Here is a 15940-nt window from a genome sequence, read left to right on the forward strand (position 1 = left end):
GCAAATGAATCAATCGATAAAGCAACTAAAGATGAAGTAGCTAGTGAACAAAGTAAAGGCGAAATAACAATTGATCAAATTGTGAAAGCAGCGCAAGACTTAGATTCATCTAAGGCAGCAGCAAAACAAGCAATTGCGGATAAAGCCAAAGCAGCAAAAGCAACAATTGCCGGCTTGAAAGATTTAACAGAAGCCGACAAGAAAGCTAAAGCAGCTGAAGTTGACCAAGCGGTCACAGACGCAAATGAAGCAATTGAAAAAGCAAAAAAAGATGATGTTGAAACAGCTACAGAAGCTGGAAAAGCAGCAATCGATCAAGTTGTAACAGCGGCTAAAGATTTAGATTCATCTAAGGCAGCAGCCAAACAAGCAATTGCGGATAAAGCCAAAGAAGCGAAAGCAACAATTGCCGGCTTGAAAGATTTAACAGAAGCAGATAAGAAAGCCAAAGCAGCTGAAGTTGACCAAGCGGTCAAAGACGCAAATGCGGCAATTGAAAAAGTAACAAAAGCTGATGTTGAAACAGCTACAGAAGTTGGAAAATCAGCAATCGATCAAGTTGTAAAAACGGCTCAAGATGCAGATAAAGCAGCTAAGTTAGAACGTGAAGCTCAAGAACGAGCAGCGGCTGAACAAGCTGAAAGAAATCGACAACGTGCGTTAGATGATGCTAAGCGTAAAGCGAAAAAAGGTATTGATAATCGTGCAAAAGCAGCGGCAAGCGAAATTACTGAAAATCAAGAATTAACTTCTCAAGAAAAAACTAAAGTTAAAAAAGAAATTACAAAAGCAGCTAATAAAGCTAAGAAGAAAGTAGATCAAGCTAAAACAACAGCTGAAGTTGATGAAGCTCAAGATGGCATATTCAATAAAGGCTGGATAGCAGCGATTGTAGCAGCAGTAATCGGTTCCGGTGTGGGATTCTTCGGATTTTGGAAGAAACGTAATCAAGATAATGATGAAGATGATGCTCAATAATTGATTATCAAATAAAATAAAAAACTCCAACAAACATTTGTTTGTTGGAGTTTTTTTATTTAAGATAATGTCAAATCAGTTTGTAAATTATGTTGTAAAATAGGATCCACTGGACAAGAATGTAAAATTGTTAATAAACCAAGAACAAGGGGCTCATCAGTTTGTTTTCCGATATTACATTCTAAATAAGTACCATTATCACGAGTGACGGGTTTAATGGTAGCGATTAATTCTTTAAAATGATAAATTCGATATGTTTTTTTACGGGGGTTATTAATGATTAACCAATTTAAATGTTTGACCCATAAATGATTTTTACCGAACTTTTGATGATAATGACAAATCCCGACTAATTTAGCTTGCTGATAGAGGGCGTAAATTTGTTTATCAGGTTTAATTTGCATTAACCGGGCACATTCTTGATTACAAATTGAATATACTTGATAAGATTTCAAGTTATTAGTTAAATTTTGCATCAAGAAATAACATGGTTGATCTTGTTGATTTTTGAAAGTGACTGTTGGCGCGCAGTATAAGTTGTTTTCGCGACAATAAAGTGAATACATAAGTTACACCTACCTTGAAAAAATCATCCGAATTATATTGCTCTTAACTTCATTTTAACACGAAATAGTAGAATTTAAGGTATAATTATAATGAAAGTATTTTTAAAGGGGGAGGTGATGGTTTGAAAACAATTATCAATAATGATTGGCAAAATATTTTAGCACCTGAGTTTCAAAAAGAATATTATTTAGAATTACGTGAATTTTTAAAAGAAGAATATCAAACTCAGACAATTTATCCACCAATGGAACAAATATATACAGCATTTCAATTAACACCTTTTTCAGACGTTAGAGTTGTGATTATTGGCCAAGATCCATATCATGGTCCGAAACAATCGCATGGTTTGAGTTTTTCTGTTTTACCAGGACAAAAAATTCCGCCATCATTACGGAATATTTATCAAGAATTAGCAACGGATTTAGATATTCAACCTGTCCAACATGGTTATTTAAAAAGTTGGGCACAACAAGGCGTTTTGATGTTAAATACAGTATTAACTGTACGGAAAGGGCAAGCACATTCGCATAAAAATCAAGGTTGGGAACAATTGACGGATTATGCGATTCAAGCTTTATCCGAACGTGAAGAACCCGTTGTTTTTATATTGTGGGGCAAACCAGCACAACAAAAAGAAAAGCTTATTGATCAGAATCGGAATATTATTATTAAAGCACCACATCCTAGTCCATTATCAGCCTATCGGGGCTTTTTTGGATCGAAACCATTTTCAAAAACAAATCAAGCATTAAAAGAACTCGGTTATCAACCGATTAATTGGCAATTACCGCAAAATGTTACTTTAGATTGTGAGGATGAATAAAAATGGAAATTATTAATAATTTAAAAAATAAAATTCAAGCTCAAGGTATTAAATTAGTTTTCCCAGAAGGTGAAGACTTACGAATTTTAACAGCAGTGACACAATTAGTGGCAGAGCAACTAGTTAAACCAGTAGTTTTAGGTAATGTGAATAAAATTAAGCGATTGGCTCAAGAGAATCATTTAAATTTAGATCAAGTGGAGATAATTGATCCGGAAGAATATGATAAAAGTGAAATGGTAGCAGCTTTTGTTGAACGGCGTAAAGGTAAAAACACGATTGAGGATGCACATCGTTTGTTACAAGATGTGAATTATTTTGGGACAATGTTAGTTTATTTACATCAAGTTGACGGACTTATATCTGGAGCAGCACATTCTACAGCTGATACAGTGCGGCCAGCTTTACAAATTATTAAAACTAAGCCAGGAGTTAAACGCATTAGTGCTGCGTTTTTAATGTTAAAAGATACTGAAAAATATATTTTTGCCGATTGTGCCATTAATGTTGATCCTGATGCACAAACACTAGCTGAAATTGCTAAAGTTAGTTTAGAAACAGCGGAATTATTTGAAATTGATCCTAAAGTTGCGATGTTAAGTTTTTCAACACATGGATCAGCCAAAGCAGAACAAGTTACAAAAGTCGCTGAAGCAACGAAAATTATTCAAGCAGAAAAACCAAATGTAGCGATTGATGGTGAATTACAATTTGATGCAGCTTTTGATATGAATGTTGCGCAAACTAAAGCCAAGGGATCCCTTGTAGCAGGGCAAGCCAATGTGTTTATTTTCCCAGAATTACAATCAGCTAATATTGGATATAAGATTGCACAAAGAATGGGTCATTATCAGGCGATTGGACCTATCTTACAAGGAATGAATAAACCAATTTCTGATTTATCCCGAGGCGCAAGTTCGGAAGATATTTACCAAACAGCGATTATTACAGCTGCACAAGCAAAATTAATACAAGATAAAAGTGAGGAATAAGATGGAATTGATAGTTGAGAATGCTCTGCAAACACAAGCTTTTGCAGAAAATTTAGCAACGTTTTTAGAACCAAATGATGTCATTTTATTAGATGGAGATTTAGGTGCTGGTAAAACAACATTTACGCAAGGTTTAGCTCGGGGATTAGCGATTAAACGAAATGTGAAGAGTCCGACATTTAATTTGATTAAGGAATACCATGACGGAACTATGCCTTTATATCATATGGATCTTTATCGATTAGAAGGCATTGGTGGAGAAGATTTAGGGTTAGAAGAATATTTCAACGGTGATGGTGTTTGTGTTGTGGAATGGGGTAAATTTGTCGCAGATGATTTACCACCAGAATATTTAACGATACAGTTGAAAAAAGATTTAAATGATTTTGAAAAACGGACTTTGGTTTTATTAGCACAAGGTCAACATTACGAAAACTTAATTCAAAAATTACAATAAAAAAGCATAGCTCACGATTAACACTTAAATGTTAATGGTGGGTTATGCTTTTTAGACATTTTTAATAAATTTGGGTAAATCGGCTGTTCCGAATTGATTGATTTGATGTAATAAAATACCCGCACAAGCAGTTGCATCATATAAAGCATTATGATGTTGTGTTAAATCGATGTTTAGTGCTTGAGAGACTGTATCTAATTTATGATTAGGTAAGTCAGGGTGATAAAAACGACTTGTTTTAACAGTATCTAGTAATTGGAAATGAGGTAACTCTAAATTATAATAATTCAACGTTGCTTTTAAAACGCTATAATCAAATGGTGCATTGTGGGCAACAACTAGCTGATTTGGTGTGAAAAGATTTTGGATATGTGGCCAAATTTCAGCAAAGGTGGGTGCTAAAGCAACATCAGATTCATGGATTCCGTGGACTTTAATGTTATACCAACTAAAAGGAGTTTGAGGATTAATTAAAGCATAAAAAGAATCGACAATTTGATTGTCTTTGATTACTGTGAGTGCTAGTGAACAAGCGCTGTGTCTTTTGGCGCTAGCTGTTTCGAAATCTAAAGCGATAAAATCCATAAAAATGACCTCCTTTCAATGATTGTTATTGATAATAAGAATACCATAGACTTGTGAAAAAAACGTTAAAAGTGAGAATTTCTCGGTAAAGATTCGCAAAAATTGTTAAAAATGATAAAATAAAAGGTAATGTATTTTAACAAGTTGATGAAAAGCAACTTGGAAAGGAAAATGAAATGAAATTAACAAAGAACAATCTCTTTAGTAATTATCCTGAAATTAAAATTTTAATGAATGAACCATTGTCAAATTATACTTATACAAAAACTGGGGGACCAGCTGATTATTTAGCTTTCCCAAAAAATAGTCGGGAAGTCCAACAATTATTAAAAGTAGTCGATGAACAAAAATTACCACTGACAGTCTTAGGAAATGCCAGCAATTTAATTGTTAAAGATGGTGGAATTCGTGGTTTGGTAATTATTTTAACTGATATGAAAAATATCACAGTTCATGAAAATGAAATTGTAGCACAAGCTGGAGCAGGAATTATCGAAACAAGTGAAGTAGCGTATGAAGCTAGTTTGACTGGTTTAGAATTTGCGGCAGGTATTCCAGGTAGTATTGGTGGTGCTATTTTTATGAATGCAGGTGCTTATGGTGGAGAAATGAGTGAAGTTGTGAAAGAAGTTAAAGTATTAACTTTAGCTGGTGAATTAAAAACTTACTCTAATGCTGAAATGAACTTTAGCTATCGTCATTCACGAGTTCAAGAAACACAAGATATTGTTTTAGAAGCAACTTATCACTTAACACCAGGTGAAGCTACGGCTATTCGTGCTAAAATGGATGAATTGAACTGTTTAAGAGCTGAAAAACAACCTTTAGAGTATCCTTCATGTGGAAGTGTTTTTAAACGACCAGAAGGCTATTATACAGGTAAATTAATTCATGATGCTGGGTTGCAAGGATTTCAAATTGGGGGAGCTCAAGTTTCCTTGAAACATGCAGGTTTTATTGTGAATGTTGATCAAGCAACAGCTACTGATTATATGCAAGTGATTTCGCATGTTCAAGCTGTTATTTTAGAAAAATTTGCTGTGCAATTAGAAACAGAAGTCCGGATTATTGGTGAAGATTAAGTTGAATTGCTAAACGAAGTTAGAAACGTGGTATAATTAAGAGTATTTACAAAATGGGAGGGAGAGAATATATGCAGATTGATTGGGCTAATTTAATAACATGGCATAACTTGATTAATTTAATCGATATTGCGGTTGTTTGGTTTGTTATTTATCGCTTGATGATGCTTTTAAAAGGAACTAAAGCTGTTCAATTATTTAAAGGTGTTATTATTATCGTATTAATTAAAATGATCAGTTGGTATCTTGGTTTAGAAACGGTATCCTGGATTATGGATCAAGTTATTAACTGGGGATTCATTGCGATGATTATTATCTTCCAACCAGAAATTCGGCGTGGTTTAGAACATTTAGGTCGTGGTTCGATCTTTAAGTATAATAAACGTCAAATTAGAGAAGAAGAACAAATGATCAATGCTTTAGATGAAGCGATTCAATATATGTCCAAACGGCGGATTGGTGCTTTAATCACCATTCAACTTCAAACAGGATTGGATGAATATATTGAAACAGGTATTCCATTAGATGCGGATATTACGGGCGCATTATTAATTAATATTTTTATTCCGAATACACCGTTACATGATGGGGCTGTGATTATTAAAGATAATAAAATTGCTGTAGCTGCTGCTTACTTACCATTATCGGAAAGTAATTTGATTCCAAAAAGTTTAGGGACAAGACACCGGGCAGCGGTAGGTATTAGTGAAGTTACGGATGCTTTGACAATTGTTGTCTCCGAAGAAACTGGTGGCGTAACAATTACCAAGAATAATGAATTGATTCGTGATTTAACACAAAAAGAATATCTTAAGTTATTAAATAATGAATTACTACCAGCCGAAACAGAAAATCAAAATTCTGTGGCGCGCTTCTTTGATAATTTATTCAAAGGAGGTAAAACGAAATGAAAAAGAAAAAAACGAATTATTTAAATTCAAAACTCTTATATAAAATCGTGGCGCTCTTTTTTGCGATACTTTTGTTTGCATATGTTAATTCGAGTCATTTAAGCTCTACACGACAACAAAATAACGATGCTGGTTTTATGTCAAATAAAGCTGTTACTATGACAGTACCTTTGAAGATTAATATTGATAGTGATAAATATTTTGTTTCGGGGTATCCTGAAGAAGTTAAAGTTAAAATTACAGGCCCAACAGCGATGGTTGTTGCGACTGAAAATGTACGTAATTTTGAAGTTTATGCCGATTTGAATGGTTTAAGCTTAGGTGATCATACAGTTAAATTAAAAACAACTGGTTTGAATGATGAATTAACGGTCAGTGTGGTACCTGCACATGTTAATGTTAAAATTAGTAAGAAAAAACATGTTGTTTTACCAATTCAAGTTCGTTTTGATGCGAACCAAATTGCGAAAAATTATGCGGCTGGTACAGCTTATGCTAGTCAACAAACTGCCGAAATTACTGGCTCAAAACAAGATATTAAACGGATTGATAGTGTGGTTGCTGATATTCAATTACCAAGTAAAACACAAAAAACTTATACAAGATCAGTCTTATTGAAAGCAATTGATAAGAATGGACATTTATTAGATGTTAATATTTATCCAGCTACAGTAAAAGTTACTGTACCGGTTTATGAAGCACTTGCTAGCAAGAAAGTTAATATAGATTTGATTGCATCAGGGGCCGGAGTTGCTGGTAAGAAGTATAGTTTTAGTTCTGAAACAAAAACTGTTGAAGTCAAAGGGACTAAAAAAGCATTAGCTGATTTAACTACTTTGAAAGTTCCAATTTCGATTATGGGGATTGTGAATAATCAAGTAAAAACAATTCAAATTAATCCTTCAATTAATGGTATTACGCAAGTGAATCCTAAAGTGATTGAAGTTAAAATTGTTGTAACTGATAGTTCTGATAAAGAAGATAAACCAGCTACAAAAAAAGATAAAGATAAAGTTGCAGAGAATAACTAAGATTTTGAAAGTTATAATCTAGAAAAGAGGATTTTTTAATGAAGTATTTTGGAACAGATGGGGTTCGTGGGATTGCCAACGAAACATTAAGCCCTGAATTAGCTTTTAAATTAGGTCGTTATGGTGGATATATTTTAACAAAACATGCTGCCAAAGCAAATCGTGCACCACGTGTGTTGGTTGGTCGTGATACACGGATTTCTGGACAAATGTTAGAACAAGCTTTAATTGCTGGATTGTTATCAGTAGGGATTGAAGTTTTCTCATTAGGTGTAATTAGTACTCCAGGTGTAGCTTACTTAGTTCGCTTACAAGATGCTGATGCTGGTGTTATGATTTCAGCATCTCATAATCCTGTGCAAGATAACGGGATTAAATTCTTTGGTGGTGATGGTTTTAAATTATCTGATGAAAAAGAAGCAGAAATTGAAGCTTTATTAGAACAAGATCAAGATGATTTACCACGTCCATCAGCTCAAGGATTAGGTACATTAACTGATTTTCCAGAAGGTGCCTTGAAATATACACAATTTTTAGAACAAACAATTCCTGATGATTTACATGGCATTAAAGTAGCGATTGATGGTGCAAATGGTGCAACTTCTGCTTTGATTTCACGGTTGTTTGCTGATTTAGGTGCTGATTTCTTAACAATGGCAACTAATCCAGATGGTTTAAATATTAACGAGGGTGTTGGATCAACACACCCAGAAGCAGTGGCTAAATTTGTTGTGGAAAATGAAGCACAAGTTGGTGTTGCTTTTGATGGTGATGGTGATCGTTGTATTATGGTTGACGAAAACGGCACAATTGTTGATGGTGATAAATTAATGTTTATTTGTGGTAAATACATGAATGAACGTGGGCGTTTGAAAAAAGATACAATTGTAACAACTGTTATGAGTAATATTGGACTTTATAAAGCGATGGAAGCTAATGAATTAGAAACAGTTAAGACTAAAGTTGGTGACCGTTACGTGGTGGAAGAAATGCGTAAAAATGGTTATAACTTAGGTGGGGAACAATCTGGTCACGTTGTATTTTTAGATTTTAATACAACTGGTGATGGAATGTTAACTGCTTTACAAGTTTTAAATGTTATGAAACAAACTGGTAAAGCAATGTCAGAATTAGCAAATGAAGTGCAAACATATCCACAAGAATTAGTTAATGTCCGTGTTACTGATAAACAAGCAGCATTAAATGATCCAGAAATTTTACAAGTAATTGCTGATGTTGAAGCTAAGATGCAAGGTGAAGGTCGCGTTTTAGTACGACCAAGCGGAACTGAAGATTTATTACGAGTTATGGCGGAAGCTAAAACAGAAGAGTTAGTTCATCAATATGTGCAAGAAATTGTTGATGTTGTTCAAGCTCGCATGGGAATAACTGAATAAAATAAAAAATTTCTCATAAAAGGGTTAGTAAGCATATGCTTATTAACTCTTTTTTTAGATGCTTAAAATGCGAATTTTAATCAGTGTTTTAGCTAGACCAATTGTGTTAAAATTTGACAGTGAAAAGAGAATAAGTTATATTATACTAGTATTTTTATCGTATTCGGTAAAAGAAATCTATCTAGACCAATCTTGTGAGGTTGGTAATAAATTATAAAAAAAGGAAGTTTTAAATAATGTGTGGAATAGTTGGGGTAACCGGTCGTCAAGATGCTGTTGAAGTACTCTTACACGGTTTAGAAAAATTAGAATACCGCGGATATGATTCTGCTGGTATTTACGTAAATGATTTACAAGGACAAGATTACTTAATTAAAGAACAAGGAAAAATTGCTAAATTACGTGAAAAAATCACATCTGATGTACATGGGGATGCAGGGATTGGTCATACACGTTGGGCAACTCATGGGGTACCAAGTGAAGATAATGCGCATCCGCACGTTTCTGAAAATGGTCGTTTTTATTTAGTTCATAATGGTGTAATTGGTAATTTTGCACAATTAAAAGCTGAATATTTAAGTGATGTGAATTTTGTTAGTGCAACAGATACAGAAGTGATTGTTCAATTAGTAGCTTATTTTGCAGAAAAAGAAGGCTTGGATACATTAGCTGCCTTTAAAAAAGTTTTATCAGTAGTTGATCATTCTTCTTCATATGCGTTTGTTTTGATGGATAAAACACAACCTAATACTTTATTTGTAGCTAAAAATAAGAGTCCTTTATTAGTAGGTGTTGGACCAGAATTTAATGTTGTATGTAGTGATGCCATGGCAGTGTTAAATATTACGCATGATTTTATTGAATTAACTGATGGTGATGTTGTTGTGATTACACCACAAGAAGTAGCTATTCAAGATAAAAATGGCGAAGCAGTGACAAGAAAACACTTTACAGTTGATATTGATGCAAGTGCTTCTGAAAAAGGTGCTTACGAACACTATATGTTAAAAGAAATCGATGAACAACCAGCTGTGATGCGTGCGTTACAACAAGTGTACTTAAACGCTGACGGAACTGTTGAAATTGATGATGAAATGTTAACAGCAATTAAAAATTCAGAACGAATTTATGTTGTGGCTGCAGGGACAAGTTATCATGCTGGTTTAGTTGGACGTGAGTTGTTTGAAAAAATTGCCCAAGTTCCAACTGAAGTTCATGTAGCATCTGAATTTGCCTATAATCCACCATTATTAGCTGAAAAACCATTCTTTATTTTCTTATCACAAAGTGGAGAAACAGCTGATAGTCGTGAAGTTTTAAAACGTGTTAATGAATGGAATTACCCAAGTTTAACAATTACAAATGTACCAAATTCAACTTTATCACGGGAAGCATCATATACAATGTTATTACATGCAGGTCCTGAAATTGCGGTTGCGTCAACAAAAGCATATACAGCCCAAGTTGCGGTTGAAGCTATTTTAGCGAAAGCAATTGGTCAAATGAAAGGTTTGCAAAAAGCGATTGAATTTGACTTGAAAAAAGAATTAACACTCGTTGCCAATGCTATGCAAATTATGGTTGATGAAAAATATAATATGGAAATGTTAGCTGATGAATATTTGAAAACAACACGTAATGCCTTTTATATTGGTCGTGGTATTGATTATGATGTTGCCATTGAAGCTGCTTTGAAATTAAAAGAAATTTCTTATATTCAAACAGAAGGATTTGCTTCAGGGGAATTAAAACACGGTACAATTGCGTTAATTGAAGAAGGAACACCAGTTATTGCGATTATTACTAATGAGTTAACAGCAGCTCATACTAGAAGTAATGTACAAGAAGTTATTGCACGTGGTGCCAATGTTATTCGGATTGTTATGGATTCATTATCACAAGATCAAGATCAAATTGTGATTCCTGAAGTTCATCCATTATTAACACCATTAGTATCCATTATTCCGGCGCAATTATTAGCGTATTATGCAAGTAAAAATCGCGGTTATGATGTTGATAAACCACGTAATTTAGCTAAGAGTGTAACTGTTGAATAAAATATAAATTGAGAAAAAAAGCGAGTTGTGAAATTAAAAAAACAACTCGTTTTTTTCTTTTATTAGTAAGATTGACAACGCTTTCAAAATAAGTTAAAATCTTCTTTGTAAGGTAATATACATACCTTCAAATCAATTCTCTTTCTCTCTTATGCTGACCGCTACTTTCATATATTGAAAAGTAGTGGTTTTTTATTGTCTAAAATAAAACAGATTTGAAAAGAGGGTGACGAGCGTTGTATAATTTAACTAAGCTTGGAGAAAGGGGATATGTAGACCTATGAAAAGTCAGGAAGTTTTTGATTTAATTGAAGAAATTATTTGTAATGATGGTACAAGTTATTATGAAATTTCGAATATGGTTCAAAATGGCCGTGCTGAATTAGCTGCTAATCGTGGTTTTATCAAAGATGTGCGTATTATTCAGTTGAATATTCCACATTCTGGAAATGTTATGAAATATGAAGAATATATTAATCAGACATATACAATGCCCGAAGAAGATTTTACGGAATTTGAACGTTGGGAAAGAACGCCCGAAATAGAAGAAATTGTTAAGAATATTTTAAAAGAGAATAAGATTGCCTAAAAAAGCGGATTGAAGTTATCAATAAAATAACTTTAATACGCTTTTAATTTTACTCTCATATCACAGTGTTTTTTAGGCGGGTTAATACTGATTTAAACCTTAGTACCAGTGTGAGTTAGCGTTTTCAAAAAATGCGCCTTATGATTAGAAAAAACAGTTCGTGATATGCTAAAATATAAATGTAGGTTGATTATGTTAGAGGGAGGAAAAAGATATGACTAGTGGAAATGTTTTGACTCTCAAAGAAGCGAAAGAAGCTTTCAAACATGGTCATAATTATCAACTCCAAAAGTTATTAGGTGTGCATGAAATGACCAAGCATAATGAAAAAGGTTTTGTTTTTCGTGTTTGGGCACCCAAAGCGCAGGCTGTTTGGTTAGTTGGTGATTTTAATCAGTGGCAAGCTGATTTATCCATGGAAAAAGATGAGTATGGAATTTGGAGTATTTTTACAACTTTACCGCAAATTGGTGAGATGTATAAATTTAAAATAAAACAAGCAGACGGTCGCGAAATTTATAAGATTGATCCTTTTGCCGTTAGGTTTGAACCACGTCCGCATGATGCGGCGTATATATATCCTACAGAAATAAAAAAATGGCATGATGGATTATGGCGCGGACGTAAGAAACGCTCAAATTATTTTGAAAGACCATTGAATATTTATGAAGTACATACAAGTTCTTGGCGACATCACGCTGATGGAACTCCGTATAATTTTACTGATTTAAAGGATGAGTTGATTCCTTATTTGAAAAAAATGGGTTATACCCATGTTGAATTTATGCCATTAATGGAACATCCTTTACCGGCATCTTGGGGATATCAATTAATTGGATATTATGCTCTTAGTGAAGCTTATGGAACTCCGGAAGAATTTAAAGATTTTGTCGAAGCATGTCATTTAGCAAATATTGGAGTTTTAGTAGATTGGGTACCCGGACATTTCTGTGTTAATGATGATGCATTAGCGTATTATGACGGGACACCAACTTTTGAATATAACGATATTGATCAAGCGAATAATCGTGGTTGGGGAGCTTTGAATTTTGGTTTGGATAAACCAGAAGTCCAATCTTTCTTGATTTCGAGTGCCTTATATTGGATTGAAGAATTCCATATTGATGGTATTCGGGTTGATGCAGTTTCGAATATGTTGTACTTGGACTATGATAATCCTAATTGGACACCAAATGAACAAGGCACTAATTTGAATTTAGCCGGCATTGCTTTTTTACAAGAATTAAATCGTGTCGTTAAGTTTAACCATCCTGATGTTTTAATGATTGCTGAGGAAAGTTCTTCTAGTACAAAAATCACCGGCTTAATTGAAACGGGAGCTTTAGGTTTTGATTATAAATGGAATATGGGCTGGATGAATGATGTTTTAAACTTTTATCAAATGGATCCGCTTTATCGAGGAGAGCATTTGAATATGTTAACTTTTTCATTTATGTATCGTTTGGCAGAAAATTATATTTTGCCATTATCACATGATGAAGTAGTGCATGGTAAAAAAAGTTTAATGCATAAAATGTGGGGCGATCGTTATAAACAATTTGCCCAATTACGTAATTTATATACGTATTTAATTGGACACCCTGGGAAAAAGTTACTCTTTATGGGGAGTGAATGGGGCCAATTTTTAGAGTGGAAGTATTACGAAGGTTTAGAATGGGATGATTTAAAAGATCCTTTAAATAAAAAAATGCAACATTTTACGGCTACGTTAAATGAATTGTATAAAACAGAAAGAGCTTTGTGGGAGTGTGATGATCAACCAGAAACTTTGGAAGTGATTGATGCTGATAATCAAGCGCAAACTGTTTTAAGTTTTATTCGTCAAGGTAAGCGTAAAAAAGATTTTGTGATTGTTATTTTGAACCTCTCGCCAATTGAATATCAAGATTTTCAAATTGGAGTACCATATGCGGGGGAATATGAAGAAATATTAAATAGTGAATTGAGTGAATATGGCGGTACTTGGAAACAAGGAAATCCTAATGTAATCACACAATCAGCGCCATTTAAAGATTATCAAGATGTAATCACAACAACTGTACCGGCGTTGGGAGCATTAATACTCAAACCGAAAACAATTAAATATCGTCGAAAAAGAAAATAAATAAGATTTACCAAATATAATGAAAAGAGGTGGCCGGATGGTTACTGATAGTGATCATCCTCTGTTTATGAAAAATGAAATGCTTGCAATGATCCTGGCTGGTGGTAAAGGAACTCGCTTAGGAAAATTAACTCAAAATGTAGCCAAACCTGCTGTACCATTTGGAGGACGGTATCGAATTATTGATTTTGCGATTAGTAATTGTGTGAATTCGGGAATTAAAAATATAGGTGTTGTTACTCAATATCAACCGTTGATTTTAAATAATCATATCGGGAATGGTGCAAGTTGGGGCTTAGATCGACTAGATGCTGGAATTACAATTTTACAACCATATTCCAATAATGAAGGTAGCAAATGGTTTGAAGGAACTGCCCATGCGATTTATCAAAATATTGATTATATCGACTCAATGGATCCAGAATATATTTTAGTTTTATCAGGCGATCATATTTATAAAATGGATTATGATGAAATGTTAGAACAACATAAACAAAATAATGCGGAGTTAACAGTGGCAGTTATCGATGTTCCAATGGAAGAAGCACCTCGGTTTGGGATTATGAATACTGATGATAATGATCGGATTATTGAATTTGAAGAAAAACCAGAAAATCCAAAAAGTAATCATGCTTCCATGGGGATTTATATTTTCAATTGGAAACGACTTCGGGAAGTTTTAGTGAATAGTGCTAATAAAGATGTTGAAATGTTAGACTTTGGTAAAAATGTTATTCCATTTTATATTAAGAGTGGTGATCGAGTTTTTGCACACACATATAATGGTTACTGGCGTGATGTTGGGACGATTGATTCACTTTGGAGTGCAAATATGGAGTTCTTAGATAATGAAAGTGGATTAACTATTCGGGATAAAAATTGGCGGATTTATTCTAAAAATCCAGTGGCACCACCACAATTTATTACCGAAAAGGCTCAAGTTAAAGATTCGATGATTGTTGATGGTTGTTATGTTTCAGGTGATATTGAACATAGTATTTTATCTTCTAATGTTCAAATTAAAGAAGGTGCTAAAGTTAAAGATAGCATTATTATGCCTGGGGTTATTGTTGGTAAAAATGCCAAAATTAATAATGCGATTATTGGTGAAGATGCGATTATAGGAAATGATGCAATTATTGATGGTCAAACAGAAATTGCAGTTGTCGGAAATGCAGAAGTAGTAGGGGTGGATATCGATGAAGGCTAATAAAATCAGTGCAATTATTACAAATGAAAATGAACCAGCAGGCTTAGCTTTATTAACAGCGTCACGGCCGTTACCAGCGTTGTTTTTTGATTGCAAATATCGTTTGATGGATTTTGCTTTATCTAGTGTTGTGAATGCTAATATTCGGACGTTATTAATGATCCTCAATGAACGAAAAATCAAATCAGTTTTTGACCATTTAGGTGGTAGTCGTGAATGGGGACTTGATAGTATTGGGAGTTATCAATATGTGAACTTTTATCAAGATATTCTACGTAAAAAAGCTGAAGGTAAGAAATATTTAGCAAATACAATTGAATTTTTACAAAAATCTAAATCAACATATACTGTGATTATGGGTAGTCAAATGTTGTGTAATATAGATTTGAAAGCAGCTGTTCGAATTCATAAACAACGTCCAGAAAAAATGTCAGTAGTATTTAAACGTGAAGTGCAAGATAAAATTGCTAATGAAGATCAAATTTTAGAGTTTGGTGCAGATAATCGGATTATTGAACATGGCCGCTTTAGTGATGTTGCTAATAAAACTGATTTATATAATTTATGTATGGATATTTTTATTGTTGATACAGAGTGGTTAATTGAAGCTTTGTATGAAGGACAAGAAAATGATGCACCTGCTAGTTTAATTGAATTTTTAGTAGAACAAATGACAAAAATTCCAACTAATGGTTATGAATATACAGGCTATTCTAGCAATATTTTTGATGTTAAGAGTTATTATCAAGCAAATATGGAGTTATTAGAACCAGAAAACTTCAATGAGTTATTATTCTCTAGTCAAAAAGTTATTACACGCACAAAAAACGAAGTAGCTACTTATTTCTCACCAGAATCAGATGTACAATCTAGTCATCTAGCTACAGGTTCTGTGATTGAAGGTAAATTACGTCGCAGTTTTGTATCACGACGCACAAGTATTAAAAAAGATAGTGATGTTGAAGGTGCAATTATTATGGCTAATGGTAGTATCGGTGAAGGAGCTACTGTTAAATATGCTATTTTAGATAAGAATGTTGTTATTTCACCAGGAGTGAAGGTAATTGGGACACCGGACCGTCCTTTAATTATTCCCAAAGATAGTTGTATTGTTGATGATATTTATGGAGGGTAGA

The 15940-nt window shown here is 33.7% G+C and carries 15 protein-coding genes; 13 read left to right on the top strand and 2 right to left on the bottom strand.

The annotated features are described in order from the left end of the window. On the top strand, positions 1-978 hold a 978-nt coding region (locus tag G540_RS06905; RefSeq protein ID WP_035463554.1), incomplete at its 5' end, for a DUF1542 domain-containing protein. Positions 979-1037: 59 nt separating this feature from the next. Here the strand turns inward: G540_RS06905 and G540_RS07225 are convergent. Continuing rightward, positions 1038-1544, bottom strand: coding sequence for an LURP-one-related/scramblase family protein (locus tag G540_RS07225; protein WP_051188930.1), 507 nt, complete (start codon positions 1542-1544; stop codon positions 1038-1040). Positions 1545-1666: 122 nt separating this feature from the next. Here G540_RS07225 and G540_RS0102405 point away from each other — a divergent pair, with 122 nt between their 5' ends. Genes G540_RS0102405 through tsaE form a run of 3 tightly spaced genes read left to right on the top strand, consistent with a single transcriptional unit; the run spans position 1667 to position 3817 of the window. Further along, complete coding sequence (locus G540_RS0102405) at positions 1667-2368, top strand: uracil-DNA glycosylase (protein ID WP_027106717.1); 702 nt, start codon at positions 1667-1669, stop codon at positions 2366-2368. Positions 2369-2370: 2 nt separating this feature from the next. Then, positions 2371-3360: a phosphate acetyltransferase gene (gene pta / locus G540_RS0102410; RefSeq protein WP_027106718.1), complete on the top strand. Its 990-nt coding sequence runs from the start codon at positions 2371-2373 to the stop codon at positions 3358-3360. A gap of 1 nt (position 3361) precedes the next feature. Next, on the top strand, positions 3362-3817 hold the full coding sequence (gene tsaE, locus G540_RS0102415) for a tRNA (adenosine(37)-N6)-threonylcarbamoyltransferase complex ATPase subunit type 1 TsaE (RefSeq protein ID WP_027106719.1): 456 nt from the start codon (positions 3362-3364) through the stop codon (positions 3815-3817). A gap of 51 nt (positions 3818-3868) precedes the next feature. On the opposite strand, the gene G540_RS0102420 is transcribed toward tsaE, so the two are convergent. Continuing rightward, positions 3869-4402, bottom strand: a complete 534-nt coding sequence (locus G540_RS0102420; RefSeq protein WP_027106720.1) for a 3'-5' exonuclease — start codon at positions 4400-4402, stop codon at positions 3869-3871. A 176-nt stretch (positions 4403-4578) separates the two neighbouring features. On the opposite strand from G540_RS0102420, the gene murB reads away from it, so the two are divergent. The 9 genes from murB (at position 4579) to glgD (ending at position 15939) form a co-directional block, all read left to right on the top strand. Beyond that, positions 4579-5484 (top strand): UDP-N-acetylmuramate dehydrogenase, encoded by a 906-nt coding sequence (gene murB, locus G540_RS0102425; protein WP_027106721.1) that lies wholly within the window; start codon positions 4579-4581, stop codon positions 5482-5484. A gap of 71 nt (positions 5485-5555) precedes the next feature. Continuing rightward, positions 5556-6395: a diadenylate cyclase CdaA gene (gene cdaA, locus G540_RS0102430; protein ID WP_027106722.1), complete on the top strand. Its 840-nt coding sequence runs from the start codon at positions 5556-5558 to the stop codon at positions 6393-6395. Continuing rightward, entirely contained in the window at positions 6392-7426 is a 1035-nt protein-coding gene (locus tag G540_RS06915) for a CdaR family protein (RefSeq protein WP_051188931.1), read from the top strand. Before cdaA ends, G540_RS06915 begins: the two co-directional genes overlap by 4 nt. Before the next feature lie 38 nt (positions 7427-7464). Further along, positions 7465-8823 (top strand): phosphoglucosamine mutase, encoded by a 1359-nt coding sequence (glmM, locus tag G540_RS0102440; RefSeq protein ID WP_027106723.1) that lies wholly within the window; start codon positions 7465-7467, stop codon positions 8821-8823. 236 nt (positions 8824-9059) lie between these two features. Continuing rightward, positions 9060-10880, top strand: coding sequence for a glutamine--fructose-6-phosphate transaminase (isomerizing) (glmS, locus tag G540_RS0102445; RefSeq protein ID WP_027106724.1), 1821 nt, complete (start codon positions 9060-9062; stop codon positions 10878-10880). A 280-nt stretch (positions 10881-11160) separates the two neighbouring features. Continuing rightward, positions 11161-11469: a hypothetical protein gene (locus G540_RS0102450; protein ID WP_027106725.1), complete on the top strand. Its 309-nt coding sequence runs from the start codon at positions 11161-11163 to the stop codon at positions 11467-11469. 214 nt (positions 11470-11683) lie between these two features. Next, positions 11684-13594 carry a 1,4-alpha-glucan branching protein GlgB gene (glgB, locus tag G540_RS0102455; RefSeq protein WP_027106726.1) on the top strand — a complete coding sequence of 637 codons (1911 nt, stop codon included), beginning with the start codon at positions 11684-11686 and terminating at the stop codon, positions 13592-13594. A gap of 67 nt (positions 13595-13661) precedes the next feature. Further along, positions 13662-14804, top strand: a complete 1143-nt coding sequence (locus tag G540_RS0102460; RefSeq protein ID WP_027106727.1) for a glucose-1-phosphate adenylyltransferase — start codon at positions 13662-13664, stop codon at positions 14802-14804. After that, positions 14794-15939 carry a glucose-1-phosphate adenylyltransferase subunit GlgD gene (glgD, locus tag G540_RS0102465; protein ID WP_027106728.1) on the top strand — a complete coding sequence of 382 codons (1146 nt, stop codon included), beginning with the start codon at positions 14794-14796 and terminating at the stop codon, positions 15937-15939. Before G540_RS0102460 ends, glgD begins: the two co-directional genes overlap by 11 nt. Position 15940 lies beyond the last annotated feature (1 nt).

Origin of the sequence: Ligilactobacillus ceti DSM 22408 (assembly GCF_000423245.1) — a bacterium.
GTDB lineage: Bacteria > Bacillota > Bacilli > Lactobacillales > Lactobacillaceae > Ligilactobacillus > Ligilactobacillus ceti.